Below are 17,493 nucleotides of genomic sequence, written 5' to 3' on the forward strand. Positions count from 1 at the left end.
TATGCGCCCTTATTTTTTACTCGGCTTTAACCTAGCCGCATTAACCAGCTGCAGTGCATTATTATGCTACCTGTTTATTAATAAAGGCTTTTCGGCAACGTTGCTATCAGTTGGCTTAATAAGTATTGCGCTGATCGGCCATCTATTTACACTATTTACTCGCCAGCAAAAACAAGCCGAAATGGTTATTCGCGCACTCGCTAATGGCGATAGTACCTTAGGCCTTAGCCAGTATCATCCAATGCGTAAGCAGTTCGATCAAGTCAAAGAGCAAATGCAAACCGCACGCTTTAATGCCGAGCAACAAGCACAGTTTTTACAAGCATTATTAATTCATGTCGACTTGGCTGTATTAGTCTCTGATGACAGCGGCCAAGTTATTGAGTCAAACCCTGCTGTAAGTAAGCTTTTAGGCAAAAGCTTTAAGCACTTAACTGAATTAGGCGCGGTGGGTGAGCTACTTTTACAAGCCGACCAAAACGTACGTAGCACCCTACACTGGCAAACAGGTGAACAACACGATACATTGTCAATTCAACTAAGTATCGCCGAAATTCAGGGTAAAGTTCGCCGTGTTGTCAGCATACAATCGATTCATGATCAATTGCAGTTAAAAGAACAGCAAGCCTATAAGCGCTTAACTAAAGTACTAACGCACGAAATAGCAAATTCTATCACGCCACTTTCATCTCTAGCTCATACGTGTACAACCTTATTACCGCAAGAACTGTGTTTTGATGATATTGAAGATAAGCAAGACTTACAGCTTGCACTAAGCACGTTAGCGTCACGTACTGGGCATTTAGGCGAATTTATAGCACGTTTTCGTCAAGTTAGTAGCTTACCCAAACCTAATTTAGCACCATACAATTTAGCTAATATACTTGAACAAATAGTCGCGCTGCACCAACAGCAAGCACTCAGCCAAGGCACAACTTTTGAGCTTGCGATTCGTAGCCAGCAACTGGTGATGCTCGATAATAGCCAAATAGAGCAAGTGCTGGTTAACTTAGTAAAAAATGCACTTGAAGTACTTGCTATGGATCATCAACAAAACGCGCAGCACTCAAACAAAACACCCATAATTCAACTCACCCTCGCGCAAAATAGCGCCCAACAGCTTTACATTGAAATCAGCGATAACGGCCCAGGTATTGCTGAACACGTTATAGATATGATTTTTGTGCCCTTCTTTACCACCAAGCAACAAGGTTCTGGTATTGGCCTAAGCCTATCAAGGCAGATTATGCTCAACCACGGCGGTGATTTAGTTTATGTGCAAAAGCCACAAGGCGCATGCTTTAGGTGTGTGTTTGGATGATAGGCCGTCATTTATGGCGGTAATTCATTTATGACGGTAATTAGAATTTATACTTTTCGCTAAAACACAACTTACTACCACATTTCTCTCATCTTGCCACAGCTCATCACTATACGTGTACTAATTTTATAGTGTGATTCTTGCCCAATATGGTTATTCCTTCTTTACAAAACCCGAACAAAAGGCAATGCAAATGATAGTGATTTGCAAAACCACATGTTACCATTGTGAACACAAGATGAAATGTTGTAAAAAAGAAGGACTCTATGAAACGCTCGTTAGTTTCTGTTGCATTAAACATGGCTCTATTGCCAGCAGTAATACTCTCTCATACTACTCATGCCGAACAAGTGACACCTGATAGCGATAAAAAAATCGAAACTATTATGGTAACAGGACAAAAAATAGCCCGCTCTTTACAAGAAACAACAACCAGTGTAGCGGTCTTAACGCCTGAACAACTTGAGCAACAACAGATAAACAGCTTTGATGATGTAATGATTAATATTGCAAATACGCATAGTGACAATAATCGCAGCTTTAGCATTCGCGGTATTGATGGCTTTAATGTTTCAGGCGGTGGTAATAGCTTTTTAGCCAGTATTTATGTTGATGGTGCGCCCCTACCTGCTGACTTAGTTAGAGCCGGTGCTTTTTCAACTTGGGACGCGCAACAAATTGAAGTTTTACGCGGTCCGCAATCAACACTACAAGGCAGAAATGCATTAGCGGGTGCTGTAATTTTAAATACACAAAACCCAACCTATGACTGGCAAGGCAAGTATAAACTTACCGTAGGATCCCATGGCCACCAGGATGTAGGTGTTGCTATTGGAGGTGGTATTGTTGATGAGCAACTTGCATTTCGCTTTAGTGCAGAAGAAACCAGCGATGACGGCACCGTAAAAAATACATTTGATAATTCAGATGCCAGTGCCTCTGATGAACACACATACCGCCTTAAGTTTTTATATGAACCCACAAATTTAGAAGGGTTCTCTGCCCAATTAAGTCTAATGAATGCTGAGCGATCGTACGGTACAACTACACTGGCAATTGCTGAAGGTCAAAACCCTTTTGAAAATCGCGTAACCGTTTTTAATGATCCCCGTAGACGAAAAACCAGCTCTGATCTTGCCTCTTTAACGTTGCAATACGATATTGATGATCACTTATCGATTGCGTCTTATACTACCTATTCAACTGTAGACACTTCCTTTGTCTGGGACTCTGATTATGTGGCTAAAAGGGGTATAGAGCCAACAGTCGATACTGGCAGCACTCGCAGTAATGACTCTAATATTGATACGTTAAGTCAGGAACTTCGCTTAACGTTTGATTATGATAGCTTTAGCGGTGTGTTAGGTGGTTACTATTTTAACGCTGACAGCGAGAGTACTAGCACTGGCTTAAATCATTATCAGTTATCCAGGTTTGGTTTATCTAGCGATGGCTTGCAAGCGCAGTTTAAATTGCCAAAAAATATTGCTGACTTAGTTTACAGCCAATACGATGCATTTAACCCTGCAACAACAGAAATTTATACGCAGCTAAGCAGCGAAGTAACCAGTTATGCACTGTTTGCCGATGGTGTATGGCATTTAAATAATCAATGGGATTTACTTGCCGGTATCCGCTTCGATAAAGAAAAACAAAGCAACGCTAATGACGCTAAGTACACTATTTTAAATCAAGACAAAATGCCTAACCCAGCCAATTACTCAGGCACTCCTCTTGAAGGTATTACCCCCCTTATTACGGGTATAAACAATAAGCTGTTGGCCTTTGCTGCACAAGCATCAAAAACAGCGCCAATGGTAGACGCATCATTTAACACTCTATTACCTAAAATTGGTGCCAGCTATCACATTAATGATAATGCGACAGCGAGTTTCACTTACCAAAAAGGCTACCGTTCTGGTGGCGTAGGTGTAAACCAAGCAACTAGTCAAATTTTTGAATATGATGCTGAATATACAGACAATTATGAACTTTCATACCGCTCAACTTGGCTTGCTAATAAGTTAACGGTAAATGCTAATCTGTTCTACATTGATTGGAAAGATCAACAAGTTGATGTGCAGCTATCTACAAATACCTATGATAGAGAAACAAAAAATGCCGGAAGCTCAAAAGTCCAAGGCTTTGAGCTAGAGCTGAATTATTTAGTAAGCAACAACCTGACGGCATATGCGGCCATTGGCTACTCTGGCACTGAGTTTACTAATTTTAAAATAAGCATCCCGGTTGCTGATGGCTTTAAAGAAACCGATTTATCTGGGCGTCGCTTTATGGCTCCACAAAGAACCCATAATTTAGGTTTAACCTATCAAGCTGATAATGGCTTTTTTACCAACCTAAACCTTAATTATGCAAGCAATGCACCTACTGCTATCAACCCTGAACGTAATGGCGATAAGCCGGGTGACCCTTATTATGATCTACACAATGATGCACGTACTTTAGTGAACTTACAAATCGGCTATGAGTGGGAATCTGTAGGCGTTTACCTCATTGGCAAAAACCTGCTGGATGAAGAATATTTCACTTCAAACGGAGTCAGAAATCCTGATTTAGGAAAACCAAGAGAGTTTGCACTTAATATTCGTGGTGTATTTGATTTGTAAGTAAGAATTACCTAAGCCTTGTATACCCAAGCCACCTCAAGATGCAGAATTCAGCGTTTCACAGGGGCTTAATATCAAGGCGTTACTTTGCAATAATGGCAATCCCTTTTAAGAAGTAACAACGATGAGAGTGAGTCCCTGTGAAGCGCCCTGCGGGTTGGTTTTAAAGCGATTTATACTACGTTATTGATTTTAACAATAGAACCACTATTACTTGCAATCAATGCCTTGCCTAAATCGCTTTAAATTCCAACTGAAACTCACATCTTGAGGTCGCTTGGGTATAAATGCATGATTCAGCGCTTCACAGGGTCAGAACCTAGGCGCTTTGCAGAGAGTAAGTCTCTGCAAAGCGCCAGATAGTTGGTTTAAAAAGATGTCAGTTCAGCTGGCGTCTTTTTGTCGTTTAAACAATATAAAAATAATATTTAAAGGAATAGAAATGAGCTACTTTTTTTTGCTACCAGCTTATTGGCTGTGTGGCATTTTGTTATATGGGGCAAGCCCTAGGCAAAAATTTATAAACCCCAATCAGCGTGTACCGCCAAAATGGTTAACCTTGTTGTTTACGACCGGTTTATTAATTTTAACTGTATCGCTGATGCTTATTGCTAATACAGGCATTTTTATTGCGCTTCTTTACGTATTCATTTTATTTATGTTTTTTATTCCTGCTCCTGTTTTTTTACTCTCGCACAGACCTAAATGGGCTTGGCCAAGCGTTGGTTTTTTTTGCTGCCTCGCGGCGGTATTTCACTTATTAGGAGCAACTCATGTGGCATAAAACATTTGCCGGAATGTTAAGTGGCTTAATTGTAATGATACTGGTGCCAAGCATCATTAGCTTAATATTCCCTCAATTAGTCGGGCTTATTTTAGCGCTTGGATTGGTATTCGCTTTATCAGCATGGGCTGGCGTGATGACTTGGTGCTATGGTGCAAATACAAATAAACAAGCATGGTTAAGAGCTGCTAAGGCGGCCATTCCAACCATTATTATCTTCATTGGCGTATTTTTAACTGCTACGGGGCCAACAGTATGAATAAAGAGACCTTAAAAAACCTTACACATGCTCATGCGTGGCTTGGGTTAATTATCTCTGGCGTATTAATGATTGTATTTGTGTGCGGCTCAATTTCGTTTTTCCGCCATAATATTACACAGTGGGATAGCCAGTATCATGCTCCTGCGGCCGCTTCGGGTGAAGTGGTGCCTGTATCAACAATTCTAGATAATATCGCAGCTCAAAATTTTGCTATTCCTGCCCATCATAATTTATTAATTGCACTACCATCAGCAGAGCAACCTTATTATTACACCGCGTTCGAAACTGAAACTGCGGATGGTCATCATGTTGACCACCAGCTAAATTTTGATGCTGTTACAGGGCAGCAGCTACCATTTGATCTTGATACCTTTTATTTGAGTGACATGCTCTATAATTTACATATCAGCTTATTACTCCCTTATGGCACTGAAATAGTGGGTGTAATTACCTTGCTCTTTTTTGTGATGGTGATGTCTGGTTTATGTATGGTATTGAAAAAAATGATCAGTCATTTTTATCAATACCGTACAAATCGTAATAAAGATACTTACCTTGATGGGCATACTTTAATTGGTGTTTCATCACTGCCATTTACCTTTGTTTTTGCACTGACTGGGGTTATGTTTAATTTAAGTATTGTGCTACAAGCAGGTTTTGGTTTTGCTGTTTTTAAAGGTGATATACCTGCTTTAATACAAACGGCAGGCTTTTTTCAATTCCCTCAAGTGGAATATTCTGGCAATGCTGTAAACAATAGCCAAGTTGATGTCATCCTCAAAAAAACCCAAACACAGTACCCAAACCAAGCTATTAAAATAATAAACATTTATGGTGCAGGAGACGAAAATGGCGAGGTAGAAGTTAGGCTACATGAGCAAAACAGTTTAGTGCCCACAACATACCTTACTTATAAGCTTAAAGATGCCTCGTTTATTGATGAGTATAATTCAAAGCAAGCGCCTACAGCAGCCACTTACACTGTACTAAGTAATCTACATTTTGGCGAGTTTGGTGGGATCACGCTTAAGTTTGTGTACTTTATTTTAGGGTTTAGTTGTTGTTATTTAATTTTATCCGGCAACCTTATTTGGTTAGAAAAGCGAGAAAATAACCGCCAACAAAGTAAACGAGGATTAGCTTTTGTAAAAGCCATGACCTTAGCTCTTTCAACAGGAACATTAATCGCCGTAGCCTGCAGCTTTATTGGCGCACGGCTTACTCCTATTAGCTGGGATCGAACCGAACTACTGCCTACCTTGTTCTTTTGTGCTATTGGAGTCAGTTTATTACATGCAATATTTAATAGTATGCAGCGCCAGCGCGTTCGTTTAGCGATGGTACAACAGTTATTTGTTGCAGCATTACTATTTACAATTTGCCCTATTTACGACCTTATAAATACTATTTTTGGACACACCACGCACAGTTACCAATTATTAGATGTGGTTTTAGTCAATGCGATGTTGTTAGTTGTAGCGGGGTTTTGTTTTACTTTAGCGCAATACAAACGCCGAGGTTTGGTGAAAAATAGTGCATTTGACGATACGCCAAAACCAATTTTGGAATAACTCAACCACATAATAAAATGGCGCACTGTTTAGTACGCCATTACATTGTAGGTCGTCATTTATGGCGACACAGCATAAACAGCCAAATTCACCTTTACGCGCTAAAGCACGTCCTACATTGTAGGTCGTCATTTATGGCGACAACCTAAAGTATAACCCTACAGCAAACACCTTTACGCGCTAAAGCACGCCCTACATTGTAGGTCGTCATTTATGGCGACAATCCAAAGTATAACCCTACAGCAAACACCTTTTCGCGCTAAAGCAGCCCTACATTGTAGGTCGTCATTTATGGCGACAATCCAAAGTATAACCCTACAGCAAACACCTTTTCGCGCTAAAGCAGCCCTACATTGTAGGTCGTCATTTATGGCGACAACCTAAAGTATAACCCTACAGTAAACACCTTTACGCGCTAGAAAATAAAAGGACGCACTGTGTATGTGCGCCATTTTTAAGTTAAATAATTACTTAAGTGCAATTTCCCATACTGCTATTGAACCTGATATTTCATTACCTACAATCAGCAATGCTTTGCCTGTCGCACTTTGCTCAGCGGGTACAAATGCCATGCCCTCTGGCGCTAAATCGCCAGTGATATCTGCCCCTTCTGTCGTGCCACGGTTATAAAAATAATCAGTGTATTTAACGTCAAATGGGTTGGTGATGTCGTATACCATAATGCCACCCATACGCTCTAATCCAACAAACGCAAATAAACGCTCGCCAACTTTACCAAGCGCTAATGCTTCAGGCTCCGGCCCTTTGGCATCTGAGCGGGTATCGCCTTCATTGGTATCTTCATCGTTATTAAACGCGCTGCCATGGATAGATGCGGTAATGCGCTCAATTTGATCCCCAGAATCAAATACCACTAAGCCATTGCTATCCCAAATAGTGAATGAGCGTGCACCGTAAGTATAAAGCTGCTCATATTGCCCATCGTTATCTGCATCGCCCTTCACTGTGGTTACTTTTAAACGGCCAATATCCTCATTGTCGTTATTCAGATAAGAGAAGTTCGCCGCGAGCGTTAAATCTTTTGCGCGTGACTCATCAATGTACGCCAAGCAGCCGTCTTTATCGTCAAAATCAAGACCGCCTTTTGCTGTACAGTCTGCGGCATTGGCTGCATCAAAAAAGTACTCTCGGCCATCACCTTCGTTTGCACTGACAATGAAGTTTGCCCCTTTGTAGCTAAAGCTGGAAATAGTATCTGGCTGATACATACCAAATAAACCTGGGTACTTCTGAAAATTAACTTTGCCGTCTTTATCTGACGCATCCATGGTCAAGTTAGACCAATCTTTAAAACCAAGCCCCATCAACTTTAGGCTGTTGTCTGTTAAATCAACCACAGCCAAGCCGTTATTTTCTTGAATAGACACGTACGCGTAGCGGTTATCTTTGGAGATACTGACATACTCAGGCTCTAAATCCATTGCCACCGTTGTATTAATAACGTTGCCATTAATCGTTCGCCCTGTGGGATTGGCAAATACAAAACCTTGTGCCTCTAGCTCTGTTTGTTTGTCGTTATAGGCTGTAAAATCAAGCATTGTAGCTGCATCTGCAATCGCCCCGTTATTAACACTGATAATGCTAATACTGCCAAGTGGATCTACACTGTAATCGCCTGCTGGCTCACCTTCATTTGCAACCACTACCTTGCTACCGTCATGGGTGAATGTCACCATATCTGGCAATGCACCAACCATTACATTTTTAATAAAAACAGGGGCATCGCCTGCGATGTTATAAAAGGCAATGTAACCTGCTTCACCAACCGTTTTAGATGCCATTGCCACAGCAAGGATCTGGTTATTCTCATCAATTGCAATACTGTTTGCATCACCGGTGGTGTGATCATTTAAAGTAATGGTGATCGCGCTTGTTAAATTAGTTGCCGTAACAATGCCTTCATTATTTTTTACCATGGCGGCGCTATCAAAGCTTTGTGCTGGCAAAATATTTACAACGGCAACATCACCGGAGCTGTTAATTGCATAAATCCACTTTTTTGAAGCCTGGTAAGCAACAATTTCAGCTGCCCCTTCAGGGCTTTGTGCATTTAGTACCGCGCGACCAACTAAGTTAATATCTAAAAGTCGATTCGCGTCTTGACCATTTTCACCATTAGCGCCATCGCCCCCATCAACTCCATTTTGACCATCAACACCGGCAGCTCCTTGCCCTCCCTGCGGACCAGTTAAACCATCGTCGCCATCAAGCGAGCACCCTGTTAAAGCACAAAGTAATGAAATTGCGAGCAATGAACGTTTTAGCATGAAAAAACCCTTTTAATTTTTTGAATAATTAATTGGGGCATAGTGCATCACATGTGTATGACTAATGGGCTACGGTTTTATGGTTTTTTTATGACAACTAATAATACAGGGCAACTCTTAACTCAGCCCTAAATCACTTTCTAAATAAGTAATACCAACATCAACGGGCTAATAATCCCAAATCCAATCAACCGCGCATAAAAGCGAAGTTTTCTGCTGTATTGCCCGCTAGGCTTTATACCAAACAACGGGCAAAGAACATCGAATCCGCTAATCACTTCATAGAAAAACCAACAAATCATAAAAGTAAGGCTGATGATAGCAAGAGGCTCAATGATTACTCCCAATTGCATTGGCGTAAACCAAAACGCCAAGGCGATGATCACGCTTTGATGTAAAATATAAAATGGGAAAACGGCGCCATTAAGCTTGCTAAGTATCGGATGGTTGCGATTCAAAAAACGCTGTGCGAGGGCTAACATCAGTACTACACCAAGTAAACGCTGGGTGGTATAAAGCATGTCCATGCTAGTGATTTGCCATTGGCTAGATGCAGGGTTTTGCCAAATAATATGATAGCCCGCAACAACTAATAGATAACCGACAATAAATAGCCCTAGCAACACCCGCCAACAGCGCAGTAATTGGTTATAAAATACTGGCTGCCACGCAAGCAAATAACCATAAAGTAAAAACAACGCGCCCATGGGATAACGAAACGTATCACTCGGCCAGCTCAATTTTAGCGCGCAAAGCGGCAACAGTAATACAATGAAAATAATAAGCAGTGACTGCTCACACAAGTACGCAATTAAAGCCTGAACTTTAGAAAGATGTAGTAAAGGTAAAATCAGCACAAGCAACAAGGTAAATTGCCATAATGAGCGTAAATACCAAAGGTGATTTACATCAACATGGGGCCAAATACCGGCACTATAATTTTTAAAAATCGGGTGTGATAAATCAAAAAATGCCTGATAAAACTGCCAATAATTCAGCGTTAAACCACTTTCTTGTGACATTTGCGCATACAGCTGTACCGGAACTACAAACCAGATCCCAACAAGCAAGGGCAATAATATGAGTATACTGCGACTAACTAAAAAATCCCAAAAAGACAAACGCGCCGCAATGAAGCGCAGTGCAACGCCAGAGATAAACCAAATCAGTCCCATTCGCCAGGGCGATAGTAATAGCATGGCATTTTCAACACCGCTGCTTAGATATTGGCTTTTGAAATGAAAACCCCAGCTTTGGCTGTACAGCATACCTGTGTGATAAAAAATAAGTAAACCAAATGCCAACACTCTTAGCCAATCGAGCTCATAGCGCCGCGGTAAACTTTCACAAGAGTGATTAAACACATTTCGCCAAGGTGAAAAAACACTCCCGAGCCCATTTTTTAGTTGTTTGACCATGACTTACATCCATACCTTAATATGTGTATTAATGTAGTGAAGATAATCTTAATTCCCAGTATAAAAGGCTGATAAAACAATACGTAGGGATAAGCGGTGGCTCACAGGGACGGTAGCCGATGAAAAGTATTGCCTATTATTACCTGCTTGCTATGCTCAAGCTTATTGGAATAATTTTTGCGATAACTCTGTAAAGTATGCATACATTAAATAGCGCTCAACTACACCACTTTCAACACTACCAAAAATGGTATGCCGCTATTTTTCTAGCATTGTATGTGTTTATTAACAACAGTATTAACGCCACCTCTCAAATTATGGAAGCGCAGCGCGATGGCGCATTACCATTTCTGTTGTGGGAGCCTTTTGTGTGGGAATACACGAGCGCTGTTAGTACCTTATTACTCATACCAGCTCTTTTATACTTGCTAAAACACCATCCTTTTAATTGGCAAGCAGTGAACCGCTCAATCGCTTTATATTTTGCAGCATCTGTACTTTATTGTGTGCTGCACGTTGGGGTGATGATTGGATTGCGCAAGCTTATCTATTGGCTACAAGCGCGCGCTTATGACTTTGGCCTGAATTGGTTTGAGCTGTTATATGAATACCGCAAAGATCTGTGGGCGTTTTTGTTTTTTATCGTCGTTATTAAAGTATTTAGTTATGTTTTCGCTCAAATCATAGGGGAAGCGACCACTTTGGCAAATAATGAAGAAGAGCTTATCCCCACCCAATTCGATCGTTTTTTAGTAAAAAAGCTCGGTAAAGAGTTTATCGTTAAAGTGAACAACATAGACTGGTTAGAATCATCTGGGAATTATGTAAACCTGCACTGCGCAGAACGTATTTACCCACTTCGCGCTACATTAACTCAGCTTAGCAGTAATTTAGAATCTCAAGGGTTTTGCCGTATTCATCGCTCTCATGCAATTCGCTTAGATGCAGTTGAATCGATCACACCATTATCTAGCGGCGATAGTGAAATAAAACTAACCACGGGTAAGGTACTTAATTTATCCCGACGTTATAAAGATCAATTTAAAACTCACTTAAATATTAATTAACCCCAACTTTGGTTAAGATGCTAATTAACATAGTAATATTAGGGCGTGTTGACCTTTCGTGATTGATTTTTCAGCAGACTGTTTGGTACTTAGGCAAGGCAGCGCCTATGGTGTGTGGTGTTCCCCATAAATAGGCGATAACGCAGTATAAATGCCAAACATGCGCTGCCCAAAGGGTTCTTCCTAGGGGTGATTAACTCATTATTGCTCGGTTTTTACTTAGCCCACTAGGTTACAAACCTCGCGCCGCGATTAAATCGCCCCTAGATTGAACAAACTTCAATCCACAAAGGTCAACACGCCCTAGTGTTGTTAGTACTCTCCAGCTAGCGTTCGTTTTTAGCTAGGCTGACCTCATCGACATTTTAGGAGTGATTTCATACGTGTTTTCTAATCGATATATCGGCATTTTTCCGCTCATTTTTGTTTTATCTGGCTGTGAAACCACATCTGAAAAGCCAACCCCTCAAACAGTTATTACAGCACAGCCAAGCTCCGTTATTAGTCAGCAAAGTGAAGCGATTGAGCAGGTAGCGCCTTTAGCCCCTCAAACGCTAGATGATGTTTGGCAACGTATTCGCGTACAGTTAAGCTTTGCTAATTCAAGCCACCCAGATGTACAGCAACGCATAGCGTGGTATTTATCTCACCCAAACTATATGGATGAAATTAGCCGCCGAGCCGAACCTTACCTTTACTATATTGTAAACGAAGTCGAAAAACGCGGGTTACCCATTGAATTGGCATTAATGCCGCTGATTGAAAGTGACTTTGATGCAAGTGCCTATTCACATAAACATGCTTCAGGGTTATGGCAACTGACTCCCGCAATTGCCAAGCACTTTAAAGTGCACATATCTCCTTGGTACGATGGGCGTCAGGATGTTATAGATAGTACCCGCGCAGCGCTCGATTTTATGGAGTATTTATATCTACGTTTTGACGGTGATTGGTATCATACTGTTGCGGCCTATAATCTAGGCGAAGGACGTGTATTGAGGGCAATTCGTAACAATAAAAAACAGGGTAAACCGACCGATTTTTTTAGTTTAAAGTTACCAAAACAAACAAGTCAGTACGTACCTAAATTACTTGCTGCGGCGCAATTATTAAAAAGCCAGAAAATGGCATTTCCAGTAATTCCAAATAAAAATGCTATTGCTGTGGTGCCTGTATCGGGATCGGTTATTTTAGATAACAAAGATAAATGGCAACAACTAGAATCATTAAATAATGGCGTGATCCGCTTTCCTGCTATTATTGATGCACCGCACATCGTTGTCCCTATAGATAAACAAGCCGCATTTAAAAGCATGCTCGCAAGTCAAAAAAGTAACGATTTCAGTCAATGGCAGCATTATACAATTCAATCTGGTGACAGTCTCAGTGTGATAGCTAAACGCTATGCGATCAGTGTGAATCAATTAAAAGCATTTAATAACCTAACGAGTAACCGCATTCGCGCGGGGAGTAAATTGATCCTCCCTATACTTGCCGATCAAGAAATTGAGCATAAAGTAAAATCGGGAGAAAGCTTATGGAAAATCGCGAAGCATTACAAAGTCAGTATAAATAAACTAAAACAATGGAATAATCTCTCAAGCGACCATTTAAAAATAGGCGAAAAGCTAACTGTATTTTTGTCTAATAGTTAATAAACCTGAACTCTGAATAATCATAAAAGGGCCGATAAAATTATCAGCCCTTTTATTATTTGAGCGAAGGTTACTTAAGTAACCTCGTTATCAGCTTGCGGCTTTGTGCTATACCAGTTTACGGTTCGAGTGAGCATCATAATCAAACTGAGTACTGCAAACACCAATACACTGCCCATCAATAATGCATAATCTTCCGCACTTAATAAGCCAAATAATAAACCATATAAAAACACAACACCGAGGAAGAAAAACCCACCATGTTTACTATTTTTAAGCATGCCCGCAACATAGATACTGAGTAAAAATGCGGATGAAAGAGCTGATAAAAGATACGCCAGATTAAACCCTAAATGCTCACTTAAAGAAATCAACAGTAAATAAAAAACAGCTAGAGCAAGTCCGACAAAACCATATTGTACAGGGTGTATTGGCTCACCACGCAATACCTCAAGTAAAAAGAAACTAGCAAACACCAGTAAGATCACGAGTAAAGCATAATTACTTGCGCGATAACTTTTAAGATAATGATTTACGCCATCAACTAAATTAACCCCCATGCTGCGCTGCTTAAATTGCGCACATTCATTTTGAAATAAACAATGGTTAAATAACTCCTGCAGATTCGTGGCAAAATAATTTGTTTGCCAACTTGCTGAGAAGCTTTGCTGTGAAATATTCGATTCAATTGGGAGGTAGTCGCCGACAAAACTTGGATGAGGCCAATCAGCTTGCATCGTTAATGAGGTTTCTTTGCCAACAGGCGCTAAAGCAAGTTTGCGCATACCTTGCAAATTTAAGTCAATTTGGTACGGTAAAATAGGCGCTTCCATGATGCTTGCATAATCAAGTTCAATACGAACCCCTTCTGGTAATTGTGCGATTTGCGTACCCGGTAACAATTTGTAGGTGTGATCATTCATACTTATTTGAGAGCCTTGCCCAATCCCTCGGATATCAGCAATGGCCATAACAAGATTAAGCCGCTTTATTTTTTTGCCTGCTAATGGTTTTAATGACGTTGTATCAAACACACCATCAAACCTATTTTTTGAACGATATAGAAGAGCTTTATAAATGCCTCGGTATTTTTCGAATGTTGATAATGTGCTGTCTATATTCAGTGATTCAGGCAATAGCAAAACACTTACGACATGATCTATCGTTTTACCATCTCGAGTGCTGGTTTCAATATATTCAGCATGAATAAAAGGACCAATAATTTGTTGCTCAGCACTACTGCTTTTTGCAATATCTGCTTGAACTTGATCTTGCAGATCAGCTCGCTCATCTATTAAATTTTGGATCATAAAAATTGGGATAAGTAGCAGGACAATTAAACCTATGATTATCACCAATTTTGTTTCTATTTTTTGTTTCATCTATATTCGCTCCATGTATTATTTAAATATACCCAAGCCACCTCAAGATGCGAGTTTCAGTTGGAATTTAAAGCGATTTAGGCAAGGCATTGATTGCAAGTAATAGTGGTTCTATTGTTAAAATCAATAACGTAGTATAAATCGCTTTAAAACCAACCCGCAGGGCGCTTCACAGGGACTTACTCTCATCGTTGTTCCTTCTTAAAAGGGATTGCCATTGTTTCAAAGTAACGCCTTGATATTAAGCCCCTGTGAAACGCTGAATTCTGCATCTTGAGGTGGCTTGGGTATACATGGTAACGAAGCTATGTGGAGTTATGGTGGGTCTTAAGTGGAGCTTTTATGGAGTTGGTACTGTGATCTCAACCAACACCCCTTGTTCAATATTACTTATAGTGAGTTCCCCTTTATGTAATTTAATGACTTGCTCTACAAAATTTAAACCTAAGCCTGTGCTTTTATTACCGTTAGCACGAGGCAGTGAGTAAAAGCGCTCTGTAATGCGCAACAGCGCATAATCAGGAATACAAGAGCCCGTATTACTAATTTTAATACTCACCATGCGCTGACGTAATTCTACGAAGATATTGATTTGACCGCTTTCGAATAAAAAGTCGAACGCATTATCAACAATGTTATAAAAAGCCTGCTGTATTAAAAAGCGGTCTCCCATTAACTGCATACTAGAGTCACATTGAATTGTTATTAGGGCATTTTTATTAGTGGCTTTAGCTATAAAAGAACCCTTTATTGCCTCAAGTAATGGGGCTATAAAAATAACTTCTCGCTTTTCAAGTTCAGGAAGTTGCTCTAGTTTCGTTAATGCTAATAACTTATCTATCAACTTTTGCATTCGTGCTGTTTCTGATTCAATATTACTAGCAAATAACTGCTGTTTATCATTACTTAGCGGGGTTTGTAGGATCTCACTCGCGCCTTTAATCGCTGATAATGGACTTTTCAATTCATGTGTTAGAGTTTGCACATAGTTTTCTACATAGCTTTTACCATCTAGTTGACGGCGCATTTTCTCAAGTGCATCACTGAGTAACCCATATTCATAAAATACTCTAAAAGTCGGTTTATTGGCCTTTTCACCCCGGCCTATTTTGTCGGCATAATTAGCTAGCTTATACAAAGCGCTATTGATCCGCCAAGCGATCAAAGCCCCTACTATTAATGCCAATATACTCATCACCGCTAGCCAACTTAATACACGGTACTTAGACATATTAATAAATGGTTGCACCGATCGGTTTGCTTTAGCTACCGTGACAGCGCCAATGATTTTTTCATTATGGATAATCGGCGCAGCTACATGCATCACAGTAGAAAGGGGATCACTTGAATCCAAGGCTGTAGAGCGTGCACCATATTCTCCTCGTAATGTCAGATACACATCATTCCAGCGCGAAAAATCTTTACCTATATCTTGCTGCCAAGAATCAAGGACAACAACTCCATCAGCATTAGTAATATAAATACGGTGATTAATTGCAGGCTTGCTAATCCCCCAAATGGCCGCATTAGGCTCTCGCATACCGTATGAATTAATCTGTTTAGCGAACTTACCTTCTACCAATGTACCCTGAACAAGATCTTCTCGGGCCATGACAGCGAGTAAATTAGCCATATCAACGAGAGTTTCTTCACTTACTTGACGCACCGTTGGTTTTATTTCGCGCATTACAGTAGAGCTAACCAAGTAAGTGGTTAATATAACGAGTACAAAATAGAGTAAAAATAATCTAAACCCCAGAGGGATTTTAGGCCAGCGCTTAAATCGAGATAACCCTTGAGTAATCTGTTTAAACGGGCTCATAAAAGTACCCAAAGCCACGCTTTGTATGAATCAATTCATCTGTACCTGCTGTGCGTAACTTGTTTCTAATCGCTTTAATATGACTATCAATATTACGAGCATACATACTCTCTTGGCATAGTTCAGCTGATGATAATAATTGCTCGCGAGAAAATACCTGCCGTGGTTGTGAGACTAGTTTATCGAGTACCTTAAACTCCAAAGCAGTTAGACCAAGCGATTGCTTTGCATAATAATAATCGTAGTTTTCACTATAAAGCACAGGTTTACTTTGAAAGGAATCTAACAGTGGCGCCGAAACACGATGTGGTTTTAAACGAAGTTTCACGCGAGCTAGCATTTCTCTAGGGCTAAACGGCTTAGTAACGTAGTCATCACCACCTATCTCTAAACCAACTACACGATCTATTTCATCATTGCGGGCTGTTAAAAAAATAATAGGTAATGATGAAAACTCTCGGATCTGCTTACATAACTCAAAACCGTTAGCATCGGGTAAACCAATATCCAAAATGAGTAAATCAGTACTAATTGCTTTTAAATGTTCAAGCCCCGCGCCAGCAGTTGAAAACCAGGCGACTTTAAATCCATCCATTTCGAGTGTATGAATTAACGTATCAGCAATCGCTTTCTCATCCTCAATAATTACAACCTGTATACAAGACATATCGACCACTTCCCTTAACAACCTCATTAGCAGGCATAATAGTTACAGTTAGTTATAGCCCAGTCAATAAAGATAATAATTTGCACAAGTTGCTGTTCACTTATGGAGTTTGTATTTACTGTTCAAGAGACCAAGCTATCCTGAAAAAATATAGTCCCTTGCTGTCAACCTATTGTAGATCGTGATTTATCGTGACATGAAAATGCGTTGCGAAGAGAGTATATGGGGCTCTGGGGAATACTGTATATGCCTTCAGGCTAAAGCCTGACCTACAATAAAATACCCGCACGCTGATTGCAAAATAGTAGGTCGTGATTTATCGCGACAACCGATATATGGGGGTGTATTGCTTTCAGATGAACGCCCGAGCGACACTGGCCACCTTGCACCTTGCTCGCTTTTTCACTTTCCTGCAGACGTAAAAAAGCCCGACTCTATGAGTCGGGCTTTCTTTATTTGGAGCCTGGCGATGACCTACTTTCACATAACAAATGCTACACTATCATCGGCGCTGTTTCGTTTCACTACTGAGTTCGGCATGGGATCAGGTGGGTCCAAAACGCTATTGTCACCAAGCAAATTGGGTGTCAGTTCGTATCTCTACGCACTAACTAAAATTTGAAAATGCT

General features: G+C 40.4%; 11 protein-coding genes and 1 rRNA gene. 6 read left to right on the forward strand and 6 right to left on the reverse strand.

Translation table 11 applies throughout. The annotated features are described in order from the left end of the window. Position 1 precedes the first annotated feature (1 nt). From ACJJVX_RS21075 to ACJJVX_RS21090, 4 genes are all read left to right on the forward strand, one after another. On the forward strand, positions 2–1,321 hold the full coding sequence (locus tag ACJJVX_RS21075; protein ID WP_405633407.1) for a sensor histidine kinase: 1,320 nt from the start codon (positions 2–4) through the stop codon (positions 1,319–1,321). A 266-nt stretch (positions 1,322–1,587) separates the two neighbouring features. Continuing rightward, positions 1,588–3,948, forward strand: coding sequence for a TonB-dependent receptor (locus tag ACJJVX_RS21080; protein WP_405633409.1), 2,361 nt, complete (start codon positions 1,588–1,590; stop codon positions 3,946–3,948). Positions 3,949–4,721: 773 nt separating this feature from the next. Continuing rightward, on the forward strand, positions 4,722–4,991 hold the full coding sequence (locus ACJJVX_RS21085) for a hypothetical protein (protein ID WP_054205799.1): 270 nt from the start codon (positions 4,722–4,724) through the stop codon (positions 4,989–4,991). After that, positions 4,988–6,565 (forward strand): PepSY domain-containing protein, encoded by a 1,578-nt coding sequence (locus ACJJVX_RS21090; protein ID WP_054454260.1) that lies wholly within the window; start codon positions 4,988–4,990, stop codon positions 6,563–6,565. Before ACJJVX_RS21085 ends, ACJJVX_RS21090 begins: the two co-directional genes overlap by 4 nt. Before the next feature lie 467 nt (positions 6,566–7,032). Here ACJJVX_RS21090 and ACJJVX_RS21095 read toward each other — a convergent pair whose 3' ends face one another. Further along, positions 7,033–8,853 (reverse strand): choice-of-anchor I family protein, encoded by a 1,821-nt coding sequence (locus ACJJVX_RS21095; RefSeq protein WP_405633412.1) that lies wholly within the window; start codon positions 8,851–8,853, stop codon positions 7,033–7,035. Between the two features lie 140 nt (positions 8,854–8,993). After that, the gene (locus ACJJVX_RS21100) at positions 8,994–10,271 is read right to left on the reverse strand and encodes an acyltransferase family protein (RefSeq protein ID WP_405633414.1); all 1,278 of its coding nucleotides are present in this window, start codon (positions 10,269–10,271) and stop codon (positions 8,994–8,996) included. Between the two features lie 197 nt (positions 10,272–10,468). On the opposite strand from ACJJVX_RS21100, the gene ACJJVX_RS21105 reads away from it, so the two are divergent. Continuing rightward, entirely contained in the window at positions 10,469–11,338 is an 870-nt protein-coding gene (locus tag ACJJVX_RS21105) for a LytTR family DNA-binding domain-containing protein (protein ID WP_054205796.1), read from the forward strand. A 383-nt stretch (positions 11,339–11,721) separates the two neighbouring features. After that, complete coding sequence (locus ACJJVX_RS21110; RefSeq protein WP_054454253.1) at positions 11,722–12,993, forward strand: LysM peptidoglycan-binding domain-containing protein; 1,272 nt, start codon at positions 11,722–11,724, stop codon at positions 12,991–12,993. A 74-nt stretch (positions 12,994–13,067) separates the two neighbouring features. On the opposite strand, the gene creD is transcribed toward ACJJVX_RS21110, so the two are convergent. From creD to rrf, 4 genes are all read right to left on the reverse strand, one after another. After that, positions 13,068–14,375, reverse strand: coding sequence for a cell envelope integrity protein CreD (gene creD, locus ACJJVX_RS21115; protein WP_170174609.1), 1,308 nt, complete (start codon positions 14,373–14,375; stop codon positions 13,068–13,070). Positions 14,376–14,715: 340 nt separating this feature from the next. Continuing rightward, complete coding sequence (gene creC, locus ACJJVX_RS21120) at positions 14,716–16,197, reverse strand: two-component system sensor histidine kinase CreC (RefSeq protein ID WP_054205793.1); 1,482 nt, start codon at positions 16,195–16,197, stop codon at positions 14,716–14,718. Beyond that, the gene (locus tag ACJJVX_RS21125; RefSeq protein ID WP_054205792.1) at positions 16,184–16,864 is read right to left on the reverse strand and encodes a response regulator; all 681 of its coding nucleotides are present in this window, start codon (positions 16,862–16,864) and stop codon (positions 16,184–16,186) included. The genes creC and ACJJVX_RS21125 overlap by 14 nt, the downstream gene beginning before the upstream one ends. Before the next feature lie 461 nt (positions 16,865–17,325). Further along, a 5S ribosomal RNA gene (gene rrf, locus ACJJVX_RS21130) occupies positions 17,326–17,440 on the reverse strand. Between the last annotated feature and the right edge of the window lie 53 nt (positions 17,441–17,493).

Source organism: Pseudoalteromonas sp. Ld20 (assembly GCF_045064175.1).
Taxonomy (GTDB): domain Bacteria; phylum Pseudomonadota; class Gammaproteobacteria; order Enterobacterales; family Alteromonadaceae; genus Pseudoalteromonas; species Pseudoalteromonas neustonica.